This is a genomic window from Streptomyces ardesiacus (assembly GCF_003112575.1).
Classification (GTDB): Bacteria; Actinomycetota; Actinomycetes; order Streptomycetales; family Streptomycetaceae; genus Streptomyces; species Streptomyces ardesiacus.
Window position 1 is genome coordinate 65,259 of the sequence record NZ_BEWC01000003.1, and the last position, 17,994, is coordinate 83,252.

The window sequence follows — 17,994 nt, forward strand, 5'->3', positions numbered from 1 at the left end:
CTGTTCCCGTCCGAAGGGTGTCGCAGGCGCCGCACTGTAACGGGGCAAGCTGAGACGAATCTGAGAACCCGTCCGCCGCCCGGGTCACTCCACGAAGAGCCCCCGCGCCGCGGCCTTGGCGTCGAATTCCTCCAGCCGGGCCTGCGCGTCCGGCAGGTCGTCGCACATCGCCTCCAGGAGCACCCGGCCGAGCAGCATCGGCGCGCAGGCGGTGTCGAAGGCGAGGCCGGTGCCGACGGCGGCGGGCAGCAGCAGGTCGGACACCTTGGCCACCGGCGCGAACGCGGAGTCGGCGACGGTCACCACGGTGAGCCCCGCCTCCTTGGCGTGGGCGAGCGCCTCGACGACCTCGCGCGGGTGCCGGGGAAGGGCGAAGCAGAGCAGGGTCTCCGCCCCGGCCCGGACGGCGGCGTCGATGCGGTCGTGGAGCATCGTGCCGCCCTCGCCGAGGAACCGGACGTCCGGGTGGACCTTGGCGGCGAAGTAGGCGAAGCCGTGCGCCTGGGCGGCGGCGGCCCGCAGCCCGAGCACCGGCAGCGGCCGGCTCCCGGCGAGCAGCCGGCCCGCCTCCCGCACCGGCCCCGGGTCGGCCAGCACCTCCGCGAGGTGCCGCAGGTTCTCGATCTCGGCCGCCACGGCCTGCTGGTACTCGTTGACGGCGCCGGTGTCCGGGACGGGTTCCGCGGGGGCGACCTCGCGCAGGTGGCGGCGCAGCGCCGGATAGCCGTCGAAGCCGAGGGCGACGGCGAAGCGGGTCACGGACGGCTGGCTGACCCCCGCCAGTTCGGCCAGCTCCACGCTGGAGAGGAAGGGCACGTCGGCGGCCCGGCGCACCATGCTGTGCGCGATGCGCCGCTGGGTCGGTGTGAGCCGGTGCCCCTCGAAGAGCGCCTGCAGCCGCGCGGCCGGACCGTCGGTCCCCTTCGTCCCGCCCGTCCCGTTCATGACGTGGCCCCCTCGGTCTATTCAGACGCCCCGGATTCTGCATACCGTTATACAGCGAGGCGGCGGCACCGGCCGACCCGTACCGGCCCGCCCCCGCCCGAAACGGGGGCTGTCCCCAGTGTCCGGGCGGCCCCGGCTGCCTACCGTGGACGCCATGACGGGAATGGACGCACACGACGCCGATCTCAAGAAGGACCTCGACGCGACCCTGCGGACCCGCAGGGAGCTCGGTGAGGAGTACGAGTCGGCGCTGGTCGACTCCTTCCTGGAGAAGGTCGACCAGCGCATCGACTCGGCGGTGGACCGCCGGGTGCGCCGGCAGCTCGCCGAGCAGCAGATGACGGCGGCCCGGGACAGCCGTTCGCCGACGCCCACGGACTCCTTCGGCGAGCGCTTCGGCTTCGGGATCGTCTCGCTGGTGCTGGCCATCCCGCTGTCCGCGATCGGCGGCGGCGTGGCGCACCTGCCGGGGATGCTGGTCGCCTGGGCCGGCATCGTCGGGGTCAACGTCGTCCAGGCCGCCCGCATCAACCCGGCCCTGTTCGGACGTCGCCCTCGCACCGGCAGGGGCGACGCCTGGGAGGACTGAGGCCCGCGGGGGAAAGACTGCGCGGGGACCGCCGCACCCCCATCGCTGGGGGGCGGGACGACGGCGGTCCCCGCGGGGGACGCGCGCGGTGCCGGGCCTCGCGGCCGGGGCGGCGCGTCCGTGGCGTCCTTGGAGGTCCGGGAGCCGCTCCGGAAGGTCCGTGACGCCGTTCGGCGCCGGCGGGGCCGGGGAGCCGCTCCCTTCCCTGCCGACACCCCGTACTCTGCCGGTCCCGTGTTAAGCGACTGCTGCGCGCACGTGACGTACGCGTTCCACTTCCGCGAAGTCCACGAAGATCACCGGACCGGGCACGCGTCCCGCCGGTCCTACTTGCCCTTGGCCAGGAAGGACAGCAGGTCCTGCCGGCTCACCACGCCGGTCGGCTTGCCCTCCACGAGGACGATCGCGGCGTCGGCGCCGCCGAGCACCGACATCAGGTCCGCGACCGGCTCGCCGGAGCCGACCTGGGGCAGCGGGGCGGACATGTGCTTCTCCAGCGGGTCCTCCAGCGAGGCGCGCTTGGCGAACAGCGCGTCCAGCAGTTCGCGCTCCACGACCGAGCCGACGACCTCGGCGGCCATCACGTCCGGGTGGCCGGCGCCGGGCTTGACGATCGGCATCTGCGAGACGCCGTACTCGCGCAGCACCTCGATGGCCTCGCCGACGGTCTCGTCCGGGTGCATGTGGACGAGGGAGGGGATGTGGCCGCCCTCCTTGTGGTTCAGGACCTCGGCGACGCGGGCGCTGGGGCCCGTGTCCTCCAGGAAGCCGTAGTCGGCCATCCACTCGTCGTTGAAGATCTTGCTGAGGTAGCCGCGCCCGCTGTCCGGGAGCAGGACGACCACCACGTCGTCCTCCCCGAGCCGGGCCGCCACCTCGAGGGCCGCGACGACCGCCATGCCGCAGGAGCCGCCCACCAGCAGGCCCTCCTCCTTGGCGAGGCGGCGGGTCATCTGAAAGGAGTCCTTGTCCGAGACGGCGACGATCTCGTCCGCGACCTCGCGGTCGTACGCCGTCGGCCAGAAGTCCTCGCCCACGCCCTCGACCAGGTACGGCCGCCCGGAACCGCCGGAGTAGACGGAGCCCTCCGGGTCGGCGCCGATCACCTTCACCGCGCCGTCACTGGCGTCCTTCAGGTACCGGCCGGTGCCGGAGATGGTGCCGCCGGTGCCGACGCCGGCCACGAAGTGGGTGATCCTCCCCTCGGTCTGCTCCCACAGCTCGGGACCCGTGGAGTGGTAGTGGGAGAGAGGGTTGTTCGGGTTGGAGTACTGGTCCGGCTTCCAGGCGCCCGGCGTCTCGCGGACCAGCCGGTCGGAGACGTTGTAGTAGGAGTCGGGGTGCTCGGGGTCGACCGCGGTCGGGCAGACGACGACCTCGGCGCCGTATGCGCGCAGCACGTTGATCTTGTCCGTGGACACCTTGTCAGGGCAGACGAAGATGCACTTGTAGCCCTTCTGCTGGGCGACGATGGCGAGGCCGACGCCGGTGTTGCCGCTGGTCGGCTCGACGATCGTGCCGCCCGGCTGCAGGTCCCCGCTCTTCTCCGCGGCCTCGATCATGCGCAGGGCGATGCGGTCCTTCACCGAGCCGCCCGGGTTGAAGTACTCCACCTTGGCCAGGACGGTCGCCCTGATCCCCTTGGTCACGCTGTTGAGCCGCACCAGCGGGGTGTTGCCGACGAGGCTGATCATCGAGTCGTGGAATTGCACCGTGGTCTCCGGATGCCGCAAAGGAAAGGTCTGTATCGGTCCCGCCAGCCTATGGCCTGCCGCCCCGGGCGTGCCCCGTGACGGTCGTTCACCCTGCGTTGAGATTGGGCGACCGTCCGTACGGGGCAAGGAGTGGGTGTACGGGTTTCGGGAGGTGGCGGCGACGTATGACGAGCATGTCGAAGGCGCGGGTGGCCCGGCGGATCGCGGCCGGCGCGGCGTACGGCGGCGGAGGCATCGGACTGGCCGGTGCGGCGGCGATCGGCCTGGTGGTGGCCGAGGTGCAGCTGGCCAGGCGCCGGGTGGGCGTGGGCACACCGGACCGGGTGCCGAACGCGCAGGGACTGTACGGCGGCACCCTGCCCACGGCCGGTGAGCCGCCGCTGCGGCTGATGATGCTGGGCGACTCCACGGCCGCCGGGCAGGGCGTGCACCGGGCAGGTCAGACGCCCGGCGCGCTGCTGGCGTCGGGGCTCGCGGCGGTGGCCGAGCGGCCGGTGCGGCTGGGGTCGGTCGCGCTGCCGGGGGCGTGCTCGGACGACCTGGACCGGCAGGTGACGCTGGCACTGGCGGATCCTGGCCGGGTGCCGGACATCTGCGTGATCATGGTCGGCGCCAACGACGTCACCCACCGGATGCCGGCGACCCGCTCCGTGCGGCACCTGTCCGCGGCGGTCCGGCGGCTGCGCACGGCCGGCGCGGAGGTGGTGGTCGGCACCTGCCCGGACCTGGGCACCATCGAGCGGGTGCGGCAGCCGCTGCGCTGGCTGGCCCGGCGGGCCTCTCGGCAGCTCGCGGCGGCGCAGACCATCGGCGTCGTCGAGCAGGGCGGGCGCACGGTGTCGCTGGGCGACCTGCTGGGCCCGGAGTTCGCGCAGAACCCGCGGGAGCTGTTCGGGCCGGACAACTACCACCCCTCGGCGGAGGGGTACGCCACGGCCGCGATGGCGGTACTGCCGTCGGTGTGCGCCGCGCTCGGCCTGTGGCCGGCCGAGGAGGAGCGCCCGGACGCGCTGCGCCGCGAGGGCTTCCTGCCGGTGGCCCGTGCCGCGGCGGAGGCGGCGGAGGAGGCCGGTACGGAGGTCGCCGCCGCGATGCCCACGGGGCCGCGGGGGCCCTGGGCGCTGCTGAAGCGCCGGAGGCGGCGCCGCGTGCCGGAGGCGGAACCCACCAGCCCGGTGGGGGGCGCCCCCTCCGGGGGAGTCTGAGGACGAGGCCGTCCCGGCCGAAGGGGGCCCGGGGGCACCGCCCCCCCCGGACCCGCCCCGCACGGCCCGGCCCCCCGGACCCGCCCCGCACGGCCCGGCCCCCCGGACCCGCCCGGCACGGCCCGGCACCCCCCGGTCCCGCCCGGCACCGCCCCGCCACCCCACCGCCGGAGGCAAAAGCAAGCGCTTAGACAGTTGCGGCCCATGTCACACGTCCAGAGCCGTGACCCCGGCCGTACGGCCGGGTAACTTCCCAACCAGCCCTGCCCGCCCCCGTACGCCTCGCCCATGGAGCCGTGATGCCCGAAGCCGTGATCGTCTCTGCCGCCCGTTCCCCCATCGGCCGCGCCTTCAAGGGCTCCCTGAAGGACCTGCGCCCCGACGACCTGGCCGCCACGATCATCCAGGCGGCCCTCGCGAAGGTCCCCGAGCTGGACCCCCGGGACATCGACGACCTGATGCTCGGCTGCGGCCTGCCCGGCGGCGAGCAGGGCAACAACCTCGGCCGGATCGTCGCCGTCGAGATGGGCATGGACCACCTGCCCGGCTGCACGATCACCCGGTACTGCTCCTCGTCCCTGCAGACCTCCCGCATGGCCCTGCACGCCATCAAGGCCGGCGAGGGCGACGTTTTCGTCTCGGCCGGTGTCGAGATGGTCTCCCGGTTCGCCAAGGGCAACTCCGACAGCCTGCCGGACACCCACAACCCGCTCTTCGCCGAGGCCGAGGCCCGCACCGCCGAGGTCGCCCAGCAGGAGGGCACCACCTGGCACGACCCGCGCGAGGACGGCCTCGTCCCCGACCCGTACATCGCGATGGGCCAGACCGCCGAGAACCTCGCCCGGGCCAAGGGCATCACCCGGCAGGAGATGGACGAGTTCGGCGTCCGCTCGCAGAACCTCGCCGAGGAGGCCATCAAGAACGGCTTCTGGGAGCGCGAGATCACCCCGGTCACGCTGCCCGACGGCACGGTCGTCAGCAAGGACGACGGCCCGCGCGCCGGCGTCACCCTGGAGGGCGTGGCGGGCCTCAAGCCCGTCTTCCGCCCCGACGGCCTGGTCACCGCCGGCAACTGCTGCCCCCTCAACGACGGCGCCGCCGCCCTGGTGATCATGAGTGACACCAAGGCCCGCGAGCTGGGCCTGACCCCGCTCGCCCGCATCGTCTCCACCGGCGTCTCCGGCCTCTCCCCCGAGATCATGGGCCTGGGCCCGGTCGAGGCCAGCAAGCAGGCCCTGTCCCGCGCCGGGCTGACCGTCGGCGACATCGACCTGGTCGAGATCAACGAGGCGTTCGCCGCGCAGGTCATCCCCTCCTACCGGGACCTCGGCATCCCGCTGGAGAAGCTGAACGTCAACGGTGGCGCCATCGCCGTCGGCCACCCCTTCGGCATGACCGGCGCCCGCATCACCGGCACGCTGATCAACTCCCTCCAGACGCACGACAAGCAGTTCGGCCTGGAGACCATGTGCGTCGGCGGCGGCCAGGGCATGGCCATGGTCATCGAGCGCCTGAGCTGACCCACTGAGGGACCGTCAGTAGCGTCCGGCGGACCCAGTGTGACGAGGCGGCCCGGGACCCTGTTCACCCCGGGGTTCCGGGCCGTTTCGTGACCCAAACTCCCCCAGGATGTGACCTACCTCTCCCGTAACCTGGATTTACGCAGGTCAGACCAGCACCACCCCTTCCTTCCGGGCCCAAAGTCCTGTCCGTTTCGTGACGTTACGCACTGACAGGCGGTTAGTCCTCCCTTCAAGCTGATGTAGGAAGTCGGGGGTCGACTTTGAACCGGGAGTACGTCAGTGAGCGCCATGCCGATCGCCCTGCTGCTCACCACGGCCGCCACCGGCGCCGTGGGCGTCGCCGTCCTGCGCAGCATCCTGGTGCTGCGCCGCCAGGTGACCGCCCTGCGCACCGAGCTGGCCGAGAGCCGGGCCAGCGCCGCGCGGGGCCGGGTGCCCGCCGCCCGCACCACCGCCGACACCGAGGAGATACGCGCCGCCGTCGCGGAGGCGCTCGCCGACGAGCGCGAGCGGGAACTCGCCGAGGCGCGGGCCTTCTGGGCCGCCCAGGAGACCCGGGACGCCTCCGACGCGCCCCTGCTGCTCGGCCTGTCCGACAGCGAGCTGTTCCTGCCCCGCCAGGCCGACCTCGTGGGCCTGGAGCCCGCGATCGAGCCGGTCGCGGACACCGAGGAGCCGTCCGCCCCGGACTCGGGCCCCAGGGAGTCCGCCGAGCTGGCCGCCGCCCGCCGCCGGCACCCCTCGCACCCGGACTTCGTACCGAACCCGCCCCCGGCCGTGAACGACCACGACCGCACCGTGGCGGCCCTGGAGGAGCTGGCCGAGTCGAGCGTCGCGCTGGCGGACGTCCGCCCGGGCCCGCTGGGCACCCTCGACGTGTACGTCTTCGCCGACGGCACCACCCTGTGCATGACCCCGGGCCACCGCGAGACCGCGGAGCGCCTGTCCGCCGCGCTGGGCGCGGGCCAGACGCCGTACCTCCTGGGCGGTTCCGGGATCTCCGGCGCCTACACGCTGACCTTCGCCTGCGGCGAGGAGAACGTGTACATCCTGGCGGACCGCGTCATAGCGTCCCTGTAGGAGCCGTCGCAGTCACCGGGCCGGGTCAGACCCCGGCCCTTTTGCGGGCCTCCTCCACCAGCCCCGCCGCCTCCTCCACCTGGCCCTCGTCCTCCAGGACGAGGGCCAAGTCGTGTGCGGCGACGGCGATCTGGTCGGCGGCGGCGAACATGCCCGCGTCCGGCATCTCACGGGGCTCGGCCCCCGGTTCCTCCACGAGCTGGGCACGCCGGGCCAACTCCCTGGCCAGCTCCAGCGCCTCCGCGGCGGCACCGCGCTGCAGCCTGCTCTGCGGGGCGGCCCGCAGCCGGTCGGCGAAGTCGTCCACGGCACGGGTCAAAGGCGTCGTATCAACCACGGCGCGAGCGTACGCGGCCCTCCGGGACTGTTGCCAACGGACGAACCCTCGGGCACGGTGACCTGAAGGACCGGCCTACGACCCTTTCACCCGGAGGCGCCGATGTCCCAAGTCTTCTCCGAGGAGACCCATCGCAATCTGCTCGCCCGTATCCCCCAGTGCACCGGCCGTGAGATCTCCGACTGGCTGCGCGCCGTCGAGGACGGCCCCGCCCTCCTCCGTTTCGAGGAGAAGGTGAGCTGGCTCCGCCACGAACACAACCTCGCCTACGGCCACGCGAAGGCGATCGTCCACGAATACGACCTGAGAAGGGCCGCCCGCAGACTGCTGTGAGCCGGCGCGCCGCCCCCACGACGACGAAGGGCCCCGGGCACGAAGCCCGGGGCCCTTCTCCTGCGCGACCTTGGGTCGGCGCCGGTGACCGCTAGTCGTTGCTGTTCAGGATCGCGATCAGGCGCAGGAACTCCAGGTAGATCCAGACCAGCGTCAGCGTGAGGCCGAACGCGGCGAACCAGGACTCCTCACGGGGGGCGCCGTAGGCGAGCCCGTCCTCGACCTGCTTGAAGTCCAGGGCGAGGAAGCACGCGCCGAGGATGACGCCGATGACGCCGAAGACGACGCCGAGCGCACCGCTGCGGAAGCCGAGGCCGTCACCGCCGCCGAAGACGGCGAACAGCAGGTTCACCATCATCAGCAGGACGAAGCCGAGCGCGGCGGCCATCACGAAGCCGTAGAAGCGCCGGTTGACGCGGATCCAGCCCGCCTTGTAGGCCACCAGCACCGCGGCGAAGACCGCCATCGTGCCGATCACGGCCTGCATGGCCGCACCGTCGGCGATGCGGTTGTCGACGACGCTGGAGACGACACCGAGGAAGACACCCTCGAACGCCGCGTACGACAGGATCAGCGCCGGCGTGGGCTTGCGCTTGAAGGACTGGACGAGGGCCAGGACCATGCCGACCAGCGCGGCACCGATACCGATGCCGTACGAGCGGCCGATGTTGGCGTCGTCCACCGGCAGCAGCGCCCACGCGAGCGCGGCCGTCACCACGAGCACGCCGAGCGTGCTCGCCGTACGGATGATGACGTCGTCCATCGTCATCCGGCCGGCGGTGGCGGGCGCCTGCGGCGGCGCGCCGTACTGAAGGTCCTGCTGGGCGTACGGGTTCTGCGCGTACGGGTTGCCGGCGGGCTGGGCGTACGGATTGCCCTGCGCGCCCTGCGCGTACGGGTTCCCCTGCGTGGCGACGGCGGGTCCCCCGGCCTGCGGCGCGGCGTTGAAGCCCGCGTAGCCGTTGTCGCGGCTGAACCCCCGTCGCGAGAAGACCGGGTTTCTGCTCCTCATTTCACTCCTCCATGGCCACACGGCGCAGCCTTGGCTCAAGAGTAATAGAACGGCAAAGGAATGACCCTACTGCTTGAGGAGGATCTTTCCCTCGCCCTGCGGCTCAACACGCTACGCCGATCAGTGATTCCCCTCACGCCCGGGGTCGCGCGGGGGCGCCGCTCAGCCGATCGGGAAGCCGGTGTAGGCCTCGGCGAGGTCGGTCTCGGCGGCACGGGAGGAGGTGATCCGCTCGAGGCGGGCCACCTGGAGCCGGTTCTCGAACGGGGTCGCGTCCGGGGCGGTGTGCAGCAGGGTCGTCATGTCGTACGAGAACCGCTCGGCCTGCCAGACGCGGCGCAGGCAGGTCGCGGAGTAGGCGTCGATCAGTTCGTCGGAGCCGGTCGCGGTGCGGTGGACCAGCGCCCGCGCGAGGGTGACGACGTCGCCGACGGCGAGGTTGAGGCCCTTGGCGCCGGTGGGCGGCACGATGTGCGCGGCGTCACCGGCCAGGAAGAGGCGGCCGTGCCGCATGGGCTCGTGGACGTAGGAGCGCATCGGCGTGACCGACTTCTGGGTGAGGGGGCCGCGCCGCAGCGTCCAGTCGTCGTCGGTCTCGAAGCGGCGCTCCAGCTCGTCCCAGATCCGCTCGTCGCTCCAGTCGTCGGCGTCGGTGTCCGCGGGGACCTGGAGGTAGAGGCGGGAGACGGACGGGGAGCGCATGGACAGCAGGGCGAAGCCCCGGTCGTGGCGGGCGTAGACCAGCTCGTCGTGCGAGGGGGCGACGTCGGCGAGGATGCCGAGCCAGCCGAAGGGGTACGTCCGCTCGAAGGTGCGCCCGTCCGGCACGGCTGCCCGGGCCACGCCCCAGAAGCCGTCGCAGCCGACGACGTAGTCGCACTCCAGCACGTCCTCGGCGCCCTGGTGACGGAAGCGGATGCGGGGCCGGTCCGTCTCGGCGCCCTCCACGGCCAGCGCCTCGGCCTCGAACAGCAGCGGCCCGCCCTCCTTGAGCTGGAGGGCGATGAGGTCCTTGCAGACCTCGGTCTGCGCGTAGACCATGACGGACCTGCCGCCGGTGAGCGCGGGGAAGTCCACGCGGTGGCGGCGCCGGTCGAACCGCAGCTCGATGCCGTCGTGGCGCAGCCCTTCGCGGTCCATCCGCTCCCCGGCCCCGGCCTCGCGCAGCACGTCCACCGTGCCCTGCTCCAGGATCCCGGCGCGCTGCCTGCGCTCGACGTAGGAACGGTCGCGGCTCTCCAGGACGACCGAGTCGATTCCGGCGTTGTGCAGCAGCCGGGCGAGCAGCAGCCCGGCGGGGCCTGCCCCGATGATGCCGACGGTGGTGCGCATCGGTCGTTCCCTTCGATCGGCGTCGTTGCCTTGCTCGAACCCGCATGTTCGTCTGGTGAAGTTTCCTTCACCCTCGATGCGCCGAGTCTCGGCCTCCCACGCACCCCTGTCAACGGGCGAACCGGACATCCTCGCGGAGCCCTTCCTCCGGGTCTCCGGGTCTCCGGGTCTCCGGGTCTCCGGGAGGCACGCCTCCCCGGCCCGGCGAGGCGTCCGCGTCAGCCCTCCCGGTGTTCCCTCGGCAGCCGCTGGATCTCGGCGGCGTACGACTCCTTGTCGGCGACGCCGACGACGACGTCCACGGCCCTGGCGAGGATCCAGGTCAGGACGCAGGAGCAGGCGGCCACGGCCAGGAGTCATGAACCACGGCGATTCTCCCTCCGTCCTGATCGGCGCCCCCGGCAGCCGCCGGCGCCGCCCCGTCGCCCGGCACGAGCCGGCAGGCGGGCGGCGGCCCTCCTGGCAGTGGCCGCGACGGGGAGCCTGCCGGTGACGGCGGCTCAGGCGGTGCCGCCGCTGCCCACGCTTCGGGCGGACACCGACCGGGACGGACTGAATCACCGCGGACGACGACGCCCGCGAGGACGAGTGGAGCCGCGAGCGGTGCGCTGATGCTGCCCAACGTGGACGACGACCAGCAGCGCTGCCCCACCGCGGGCTCCGGGGGCTCCCGGTTGTCCGACGGCAGCCTCGCGGCCTGCAACGACTCGGCGGACGACGTCGTCAATCGACGCGGCGGGGCTGTCACCACTGGCCACGCCGGGTAGCAGTGATGGTGCCCGGAGCCGGACTTGAACCGGCACGCCCTCTAAGGGGCAGCGAGGTTTAAGCTCGCCGTGTCTGCATTCCACCATCCGGGCAGGCCATGGGCTCCGCGTCGCGCGCCTCGACCCTATCGGGACGCCCCTCCTGACCTTGGGCGGGAGACCCGATGTTGTCTTATTTTATTGGCGCCTGAGGGGGCATCAGATGCCGGGGCAGGCCGTCAGCACATGCCAACAGCCTGGCGTGCCGCGGTGCACGGCGTATGCGGAATGACGGGATTTCACCGTCTCAACAAGGGCGCCCGCCCCGTTCTCGCGCTCCTCCCGGACCACTCCGGCGCTCCGGCGCACGCGGTGGGGTCCCTCGGGGTCGCCCGTCATCCGCAGGTATGACACCGGCGCCGCCCGTCCGACCGAAGTCGCCCCCCGGAACCGGAACAGCGGCTGACTACACGGCGCCCTGCGGCCGGGACGATGGATGACGTCCCCGAGCACACACCGTGCCGACCGCACCCACCGTGCCGACCCCACCTGCCCGTGCCGGTCGCACACACCGTGCCGGTCCCCGCACGTCGTACCGACAGGAGTGCCCTTCCCGTGACCACCGCACCCATCGCCGACCGGTCCACCTCCGTGGCCGCGCGCGCCACGGAGCTTTCCAAGATCTACGGCCAGGGCGAGACCCAGGTGGTGGCCCTGGACCGGGTCTCCATCGACTTCCGGCAGGCCGAGCTCACCGCGATCATGGGCCCCTCGGGGTCCGGAAAGTCCACGCTGATGCACTGTGTCGCGGGCCTGGACACCTTCTCGTCCGGCTCGGTGCGCATCGGCGAGACCGAGCTGGGCTCGCTCAAGGACAAGCAGCTCACCAAGTTGCGCCGGGACAAGATCGGCTTCATCTTCCAGGCGTTCAACCTGCTGCCGACGCTGACCGCGCTGGAGAACATCACCCTTCCGATGGACATCGCGGGCCGCAAGCCGGACAAGCAGTGGCTGGACTCCGTGATCCGGATGGTGGGCCTGTCCGGCCGCCTCGGTCACCGTCCCTCCCAGCTCTCCGGCGGGCAGCAGCAGCGGGTCGCCGTGGCGCGGGCGCTGGCGTCCCGGCCGGAGATCATCTTCGGCGACGAGCCGACCGGCAACCTCGACTCCCGTTCCGGCGCCGAGGTCCTGGGCTTCCTGCGCAACTCCGTGCGGGAGATGGGCCAGACCGTGGTGATGGTGACCCACGACCCGGTGGCCGCCGCCTACGCGGACCGGGTGGTCTTCCTCGCGGACGGACGCATCGTCGACGAGGTGTACGGGCCGACGGCCGACTCGGTGCTCGACCGCATGAAGCGGTTCGACGCCAAGGGCCGCACGAGCTGACCCGTCCCCGCCCCTGACTCGTACCTACCTCCGGACAGAGAAGACCCATGTTCCGTACCGCCTTGCGCAACGTCTTCGCGCACAAGGCCAGGCTGTTGATGACCGTGCTCGCCGTAATGCTCGGCGTGGCGTTCGTCTCGGGCACCCTGGTCTTCGCCGACACCCTCTCCAACGCCTTCCGCAACCAGTCGGCGAAGAGCTACGACGACGTCGCCGTCGCCGTCACCTCGTACGCCGGCTCGGACACCTCCGAGAAGGAGTACGGCCTCTCCGGCAAGACCCTCGACCGGCTCTCCGCCGTGGACGGCGTCACCGGGGTGTACGGCCGCGTCGAGGGCTTCGCCGGGGTCGCCGACCCCGACGGGAAGCTGATCGGCGTCGGCTGGTCCAACAAGGGCTCGAACTTCGCCCCGGGCAAGGACGGCAAGGACGCCGCCTACACCTTCACCGACGGCTCCGGCCCGGTGCAGGACGGCCAGATCGCCCTGGACGAGGACACGGCCGCCAAGGGCGAGTACGAGGTCGGCGACCGGGTGCGCGTCGCGACCAACGGCCCGGTGAAGGAGTACACCCTCAGCGGGGTGTTCACCACCGAGGACGGTGCCGTCAACGCCGGCGGCAGCCTCGTCCTGTTCGACACCGCCGTCGCCCAGAAGCAGTACCTCCGGCCGGGCTACTTCGAGAGCGCCACCGTCACCGCCGCCCCCGGCGCCGACGACGCGCGGATCCTGGCCGCGGTCGAGCCGCTGCTGCCGGACGGCGCCGAGGCCCGGACCGGCAAGGCGCTCGCGGACGAGCAGGCCGACCAGATCGAACAGGGCCTGGGCAACCTGAAGCAGGTCCTGCTCGGCTTCGCGGGCATCGCGCTCTTCGTCGGGATCTTCCTGATCTCCAACACCTTCACGATGCTGGTCGCCCAGCGCACCAAGGAGATCGCCCTGATGCGCGCGGTCGGCGCGTCCCGCAGGCAGATCACCCGCTCCGTGCTCGCCGAGGCCGCGCTGGTGGGCCTGGTGGCCTCGGCCGTCGGCTTCGCCCTCGGCGTCGGTCTGGCCGTCGCACTGCGCTCCGGCATGGCCGCGTTCGACATGAAGATGCCGGCCGGTCCGCTGGTCCTGTCCGCCACGCCGGTGGTCGCGGCGTTCGCGGTGGGTGTGCTGATCACGGTGTTCGCCGCCTGGCTGCCGGGCCGCCGGGCCGCGAAGATCCCGCCGGTGGCGGCCATGAACAGCATCCACGCGGTGGCCACCACCAAGTCGCTGGTGGTGCGCAACTCCATCGGCGCGGCCGTCACGGCCCTCGGCGCGGCCGGGATCGTGGCGGGTGCCTCGGCCGGCGGCGACGACGGCCGGATGTACATCGGGGCGGGTGCGTTCTTCGCGCTGATCGGCGTGATCGTCCTGATCCCGCTGCTGTCCCGGCCCGTGATCGCACTCGTCCGTCCGCTGCTCGTGGGGCCCTTCGGGGTGGCGGGCAAGCTGGCCGGCCAGAACGCCGTCCGCAACCCGCGCCGCACCGGCGCCACGGCCTCGGCGCTGGCGATCGGACTGACGCTGGTGACCGGCCTGTCGGTGCTCGGCGTCACGGTGGGCACGGCCATCGACAAGATGACCACGGACAACATCAGGGCCGACTACATGGTCACGATGGCCAACGGGGGCGACCTGGACGGGTCCGCGCTGACGGCCCTGGAGAAGGCCGACGGCGTGTCCGCGGTGTCGCCGCAGCAGGACGCCTACTTCCGGGTCGACGGCGACTTCGTGTCCGCCTCGGCGGTCACCCCGGGCGACATCGAGAAGGTCCTGGCCGTCGACGTCGTCAGCGGCGACGCCGGCTCGCTGGCCCAGGGCCGGATCGCCGTCGCCGAGAAGACGGCCGAGAGCAGGGGCTGGAAGCCCGGCGACAGCGTCTCCGTCACCTTCGACGACGACCAGAGGGCGACGCTGACGGTCGGCGCCGTCTACAAGGACAGCGAGTTCCTCTCCCCCGTGCTCGTGGACCGGAAGGTCATGGACCGGCACGAGGCGAAGCCGTCCATCCGGCAGATCTTCGTGAAGGTCGACGGCGGCCAGTCGGCGGCGAACGAGAAGGCCCTCGTCGACGCGCTCGGCGACAACCCCGCGATCACCGTGATGGACCGGCAGGACATCCGCGACGAGTTCGGCGGCGCCATCAACACCCTGCTGAACGTCATGTACGGCCTGCTCGCGATGGCGCTGATCATCGCGGTCCTCGGTGTCGTCAACACCCTGGCGATGTCCGTCTTCGAACGGCAGCAGGAGATCGGCATGCTGCGCGCGATCGGTCTGGACCGGCGCCGGGTGAAGCGGATGGTGCGGCTGGAGGCCGTCGTCATCTCGGTGTTCGGCGCGGTGGTCGGCATCGTTCTCGGCACGTTCCTCGGCTGGGCGATCGGCGAGACCGTCGCCACCGAGATCCCGGGGTACGCGCTGGTGCTGCCCTGGGACCGGATCGGGATCTTCGTGGTGCTGGCCGGACTGGTGGGCGTCCTGGCCGCCATGTGGCCGGCCCGCAACGCCGCCCGGCTGAACATGCTGAACGCGATCAAGGCCGAGTGACCCACCGGCCGCGCCGCGGCACACCGAAGGGCCGGGCCCCCGCACGGGGCCCGGCCCTTCGGGCCGTGCGGATCAGGCCGGGCCGGGCGCGCCCCACACGCGGGAGCGCAGCGGCAGGCCCGAGGTTCCCGAGGCGGGGGTCTTCACGGCGAGGACCTGGTTGACGCCGATGCGGTTGCGCTCGAAGGAGAGCGCGGAGGCGGCCATGTAGAGCCGCCAGACCCGGGCGCGGCCGGGGCTGACCAGCCGCAGGGCCGTCGCCCAGTCGGACTCCAGGTTGGCGACCCAGCGGCGCAGCGTGAGCGCGTAGTGCTCGCGGATCGACTCCACGTCGCGGACCTCGAACCCGGCGCGCTCCAACTGGGTGACGGTGGTGCCGACGGGGGCCAGTTCGCCGTCGGGGAAGACGTAGGCGTCGATGAACTCGTCGACGTGGTAGGCGCCCTCGTCCTGCTGGGGGCGTCGCGCGATCTGGTGGTTCAGCAGCCGTCCGCCGGGCTTGAGCAGCTTGTGCAGGTCGGTGGCGTACTCCAGGTAGCGCTCGGCGCCCACGTGTTCGGCCATGCCGATGGAGGAGGTGGCGTCGTAGGGGCCGTCCGCGACGTCCCGGTAGTCCTGGACGCGGATCTCCACCCGGTCGGTGAGTCCCTCGTCGGCGACGCGCTTGCGGGCGTAGGCGGCCTGCTCCTGGGAGAGGGTGACGCCGACGACGTGCACGCCGTGCTCGCGGGCCGCGTGGATCGCCATGGAGCCCCAGCCGCAGCCCACGTCGAGGAGGCGCTGACCGGGGCTCAGGTCCAGCTTGCGGCTGACCAGTTCGAGCTTGTCGCGCTGGGCGGTCTCCAGGGTGCCGCCCTCGGACGGCGGGGCGGGCCAGTAGGCGCAGGAGTAGACCATGGAGGGGCCGAGGACGAGTTCGTAGAAGTCGTTGCCGACGTCGTAGTGGTGGCTGATGGCCCGCTTGTCGCTGCGCTTGGTGTGCAGGTGGCCGCGGACCCGTCGGACCTCCTCCGGCGGCGGCGCGGGCGGCAGCGGCGGCCCGGCGAGCTTCACCAGACCGCGTACGGCGGCCCGGACCTCGGGGTCGCGCAAGGCCTCGACCAGGCCGCGGGCGTCCTCACCGCGCTCCCAGACGAGGCCGGCCATGAGGTCGAGCGCGGTGTAGAGGTCGCCGTCGATGTCGAGGTCGCCGGCCACCCAGGCACGGGCCAGGCCCAGTTCACCGGGTTTGAACAGCAGGCGGCGCAGTGCCCTGCGGTTGCGGACGACCAGGGCCGGAGCGCCCGGCGGACCCGACTGCGAACCGTCCCAGGCGCGGATGCGCACCGGGAGTGGTGCTCCCAGCAACTGTTCGAAGAGGTTCTGCAGCCGCAGCGCGGCGTCAGCCATGGCGTACCTCCGTGACGAGCGATCCCGGAATGTCCAACACCACGTAAACACCTGGGAGCCCGCCGTACAGTCCCCGGCGCGCGTTACGACTCGGCAAAATAGCTGTACACACCAACGGATTTGTCGGCCGAACGGCGCAGCGCGAAGGGGCCGTCCGCACCACGGATGGCGGACGGCCCCTTCGGGGAACTGCTCCTGCTGCGCGTACTGCCGCGAGCGGCCGGGGTCAGGAGGCCTTGGCCTCGGTCTTCTCGGCCGGCTTGTCGTCGGCGGCCTTCGCCGCGGCGGGCTTCGGGGCCGGCTTGGCGGCCTCGTAGAACTCCTCGCGCGGCGTCTCCATCGCGCCGAGGGAGACGACCTCGCGCTTGAGGAACATGCCGAGCGTCCAGTCCGCGAAGACGCGGATCTTGCGGTTCCAGGTCGGCATCGCCATGCCGTGGTAGCCGCGGTGCATGTACCAGGCGAGACGGCCCTTGAGCTTGATCTTCATCTTGCCCATGACGATCATCGCGACGCCCTTGTGCAGGCCGAGGCCCGCCACCGCGCCCTTGTTGGCGTGGCTGTACTCCTTCTGCGGGAAGCCCCGCATGCCGGAGATGACGTTGTCGCCGAGGACCTTGGCCTGACGCAGCGCGTGCTGGGCGTTGGGCGGGCACCAGGCGTTCTCGTTGCCCGCCTTGCGGCCGACGAGGTCGGGCACCTGGGCGTTGTCGCCCGCGGCCCAGATGTAGTCGGTGCCCTGGACCTGGAGGGTCGCCTGGGTGTCGACGTGACCGCGCGGGCCCAGCGGCAGGCCGAAGCGGGCCAGCGCCGGGTTGGGCTTGACGCCGGCCGTCCACACGATGGTGTTGGAGTCGACCTCCAGTCCGTTCTTCAGCACCACGTGGCCGTCGACGCAGGAGTCCATGGAGGTGGACAGGTAGACCTCGACGCCGCGGCCCTCGAGGTGCTCCTTGCCGTACTGGCCGAGCTTGGGGCCGACCTCGGGGAGGATCTTGTCGGCGGCGTCCACGAGGATGAAGCGCATGTCCTCGCGGGAGACGTTGTTGTAGTACTTGGCCGCGTCGCGGGCCATGTCCTCGACCTCACCGATGGTCTCCGCGCCGGCGAAGCCGCCGCCGACGAAGACGAAGGTGAGCGCCTTGCGGCGGATCTCCTCGTCGGTGGTGGAGTCGGCCTTGTCGAGCTGCTCCAGGACGTGGTTGCGCAGGCCGATGGACTCCTCGATGCCCTTCATGCCGATGCCCTGCTCGGCGAGGCCGGGGATCGGGAAGGTGCGGGAGACCGCGCCCATCGCGATGACCAGGTAGTCGAAGGGCAGCTCGTACGCCTCGCCGACCAGCGGCGCGACGGTGGCGACCTTGCGGTCCTGGTCGATGGTGGTGACCCGGCCGGTGAGGACCTCCGCCTTCGGGAGCACGCGTCGCAGGGGGACGACGACGTGCCGCGGGGAGATGCTGCCGGCGGCGGCTTCGGGGAGGAAGGGCTGGTAGGTCATGTACGACCGCGGGTCGACGACGGTGACGGTCGCCTCGCCGTAACGCATCTTCTTCTGGATGCGTCGAGCTGCGTACAGGCCTACGTACCCACCGCCTACTACGAGGATCCTGGGACGCTCCGTGGTGCTCATGGCATCGAGTATCCACCCGACCCAGGGGGGTCGATCGTGCGCCCCTTCACAAGGTTCGGTGGAGGCTGTGCTACCATCCGCCGCCAAAGTGACGGAGATCATGGTGCGGGACGGAACCGGCGGCGGGGGCTCCCCGTTGTCCATGCCTCTTGAGCTGCACCTCCGCGCCGCCGGGACGGTGGACCACCCTTTC

General features: G+C 71.9%; 16 protein-coding genes and 1 tRNA gene. 8 read left to right on the forward strand and 9 right to left on the reverse strand.

What is annotated here, in order from left to right; all coding sequences use genetic code 11:
- Positions 1-84: 84 nt before the first annotated feature.
- Positions 85-945, reverse strand: a complete 861-nt coding sequence (locus tag Sdi02f_RS13200) for a MurR/RpiR family transcriptional regulator (RefSeq protein ID WP_030404345.1) — start codon at positions 943-945, stop codon at positions 85-87.
- A 163-nt stretch (positions 946-1,108) separates the two neighbouring features.
- Here Sdi02f_RS13200 and Sdi02f_RS13205 point away from each other — a divergent pair, with 163 nt between their 5' ends.
- Positions 1,109-1,534: a hypothetical protein gene (locus tag Sdi02f_RS13205; protein WP_030404346.1), complete on the forward strand. Its 426-nt coding sequence runs from the start codon at positions 1,109-1,111 to the stop codon at positions 1,532-1,534.
- A 326-nt stretch (positions 1,535-1,860) separates the two neighbouring features.
- On the opposite strand, the gene Sdi02f_RS13210 is transcribed toward Sdi02f_RS13205, so the two are convergent.
- Entirely contained in the window at positions 1,861-3,246 is a 1,386-nt protein-coding gene (locus Sdi02f_RS13210; protein WP_030404347.1) for a cystathionine beta-synthase, read from the reverse strand.
- A 167-nt stretch (positions 3,247-3,413) separates the two neighbouring features.
- Here Sdi02f_RS13210 and Sdi02f_RS13215 point away from each other — a divergent pair, with 167 nt between their 5' ends.
- The 3 genes from Sdi02f_RS13215 (at position 3,414) to Sdi02f_RS13225 (ending at position 7,057) form a co-directional block, all read left to right on the forward strand.
- Positions 3,414-4,454: an SGNH/GDSL hydrolase family protein gene (locus tag Sdi02f_RS13215; protein WP_030404348.1), complete on the forward strand. Its 1,041-nt coding sequence runs from the start codon at positions 3,414-3,416 to the stop codon at positions 4,452-4,454.
- Positions 4,455-4,753: 299 nt separating this feature from the next.
- Positions 4,754-5,974 (forward strand): acetyl-CoA C-acetyltransferase, encoded by a 1,221-nt coding sequence (locus tag Sdi02f_RS13220; RefSeq protein WP_030404349.1) that lies wholly within the window; start codon positions 4,754-4,756, stop codon positions 5,972-5,974.
- 282 nt (positions 5,975-6,256) lie between these two features.
- Positions 6,257-7,057 (forward strand): hypothetical protein, encoded by an 801-nt coding sequence (locus Sdi02f_RS13225; protein ID WP_108933301.1) that lies wholly within the window; start codon positions 6,257-6,259, stop codon positions 7,055-7,057.
- 25 nt (positions 7,058-7,082) lie between these two features.
- On the opposite strand, the gene Sdi02f_RS13230 is transcribed toward Sdi02f_RS13225, so the two are convergent.
- Complete coding sequence (locus Sdi02f_RS13230; protein WP_030404351.1) at positions 7,083-7,394, reverse strand: hypothetical protein; 312 nt, start codon at positions 7,392-7,394, stop codon at positions 7,083-7,085.
- Positions 7,395-7,496: 102 nt separating this feature from the next.
- Here Sdi02f_RS13230 and Sdi02f_RS13235 point away from each other — a divergent pair, with 102 nt between their 5' ends.
- Positions 7,497-7,727: a DUF4287 domain-containing protein gene (locus tag Sdi02f_RS13235; RefSeq protein ID WP_030404352.1), complete on the forward strand. Its 231-nt coding sequence runs from the start codon at positions 7,497-7,499 to the stop codon at positions 7,725-7,727.
- A 91-nt stretch (positions 7,728-7,818) separates the two neighbouring features.
- Here the strand turns inward: Sdi02f_RS13235 and Sdi02f_RS13240 are convergent, their stop codons facing one another.
- From Sdi02f_RS13240 to Sdi02f_RS36725, 3 genes are all read right to left on the reverse strand, one after another.
- Entirely contained in the window at positions 7,819-8,739 is a 921-nt protein-coding gene (locus tag Sdi02f_RS13240; RefSeq protein WP_031186019.1) for a Bax inhibitor-1/YccA family protein, read from the reverse strand.
- A 162-nt stretch (positions 8,740-8,901) separates the two neighbouring features.
- A complete protein-coding gene (locus Sdi02f_RS13245) occupies positions 8,902-10,071 on the reverse strand; it encodes a 4-hydroxybenzoate 3-monooxygenase (protein ID WP_108933302.1) in 1,170 nt (389 codons plus the stop codon).
- Positions 10,072-10,289: 218 nt separating this feature from the next.
- On the reverse strand, positions 10,290-10,418 hold the full coding sequence (locus tag Sdi02f_RS36725) for a hypothetical protein (RefSeq protein WP_267889861.1): 129 nt from the start codon (positions 10,416-10,418) through the stop codon (positions 10,290-10,292).
- A 264-nt stretch (positions 10,419-10,682) separates the two neighbouring features.
- On the opposite strand from Sdi02f_RS36725, the gene Sdi02f_RS35615 reads away from it, so the two are divergent.
- Positions 10,683-10,838, forward strand: coding sequence for a hypothetical protein (locus Sdi02f_RS35615; RefSeq protein ID WP_159046829.1), 156 nt, complete (start codon positions 10,683-10,685; stop codon positions 10,836-10,838).
- 6 nt (positions 10,839-10,844) lie between these two features.
- Here Sdi02f_RS35615 and Sdi02f_RS13250 read toward each other — a convergent pair.
- Positions 10,845-10,931, reverse strand: a tRNA-Leu gene (locus Sdi02f_RS13250).
- Between the two features lie 501 nt (positions 10,932-11,432).
- Between Sdi02f_RS13250 and Sdi02f_RS13260 the strand changes: the two genes are divergently transcribed.
- The gene (locus tag Sdi02f_RS13260) at positions 11,433-12,203 is read left to right on the forward strand and encodes an ABC transporter ATP-binding protein (RefSeq protein ID WP_030404366.1); all 771 of its coding nucleotides are present in this window, start codon (positions 11,433-11,435) and stop codon (positions 12,201-12,203) included.
- A gap of 47 nt (positions 12,204-12,250) precedes the next feature.
- Positions 12,251-14,782, forward strand: coding sequence for an ABC transporter permease (locus Sdi02f_RS13265; RefSeq protein ID WP_108933303.1), 2,532 nt, complete (start codon positions 12,251-12,253; stop codon positions 14,780-14,782).
- Between the two features lie 72 nt (positions 14,783-14,854).
- Here Sdi02f_RS13265 and Sdi02f_RS13270 read toward each other — a convergent pair whose 3' ends face one another.
- Together Sdi02f_RS13270 and Sdi02f_RS13275 are read right to left on the reverse strand one after the other, a co-directional pair.
- On the reverse strand, positions 14,855-16,171 hold the full coding sequence (locus Sdi02f_RS13270) for an SAM-dependent methyltransferase (protein ID WP_108933304.1): 1,317 nt from the start codon (positions 16,169-16,171) through the stop codon (positions 14,855-14,857).
- A gap of 226 nt (positions 16,172-16,397) precedes the next feature.
- Positions 16,398-17,801 (reverse strand): NAD(P)/FAD-dependent oxidoreductase, encoded by a 1,404-nt coding sequence (locus tag Sdi02f_RS13275; RefSeq protein WP_037800503.1) that lies wholly within the window; start codon positions 17,799-17,801, stop codon positions 16,398-16,400.
- Positions 17,802-17,994: the final 193 nt, after the last annotated feature.

Excerpts from the sequence above, each read along its gene's own strand:
- Sdi02f_RS13220 (WP_030404349.1), top strand. The coding sequence starts at position 4,754 with ATGCCCGAAGCCGTGATCGTCTCTGCCGCCCGTTCCCCCATCGGCCGC.
- Sdi02f_RS35615 (WP_159046829.1), top strand. The coding sequence starts at position 10,683 with ATGCTGCCCAACGTGGACGACGACCAGCAGCGCTGCCCCACCGCGGGC.
- Sdi02f_RS13215 (WP_030404348.1), top strand. The coding sequence starts at position 3,414 with ATGACGAGCATGTCGAAGGCGCGGGTGGCCCGGCGGATCGCGGCCGGC.
- Sdi02f_RS13270 (WP_108933304.1), bottom strand. The coding sequence starts at position 16,171 with ATGGCTGACGCCGCGCTGCGGCTGCAGAACCTCTTCGAACAGTTGCTG.
- Sdi02f_RS13265 (WP_108933303.1), top strand. The coding sequence starts at position 12,251 with ATGTTCCGTACCGCCTTGCGCAACGTCTTCGCGCACAAGGCCAGGCTG.
- Sdi02f_RS13235 (WP_030404352.1), top strand. The coding sequence starts at position 7,497 with ATGTCCCAAGTCTTCTCCGAGGAGACCCATCGCAATCTGCTCGCCCGT.
- Sdi02f_RS13200 (WP_030404345.1), bottom strand. The coding sequence starts at position 945 with ATGAACGGGACGGGCGGGACGAAGGGGACCGACGGTCCGGCCGCGCGG.
- Sdi02f_RS13245 (WP_108933302.1), bottom strand. The coding sequence starts at position 10,071 with ATGCGCACCACCGTCGGCATCATCGGGGCAGGCCCCGCCGGGCTGCTG.
- Sdi02f_RS13205 (WP_030404346.1), top strand. The coding sequence starts at position 1,109 with ATGGACGCACACGACGCCGATCTCAAGAAGGACCTCGACGCGACCCTG.
- Sdi02f_RS13240 (WP_031186019.1), bottom strand. The coding sequence starts at position 8,739 with ATGAGGAGCAGAAACCCGGTCTTCTCGCGACGGGGGTTCAGCCGCGAC.
- Sdi02f_RS13275 (WP_037800503.1), bottom strand. The coding sequence starts at position 17,801 with ATGAGCACCACGGAGCGTCCCAGGATCCTCGTAGTAGGCGGTGGGTAC.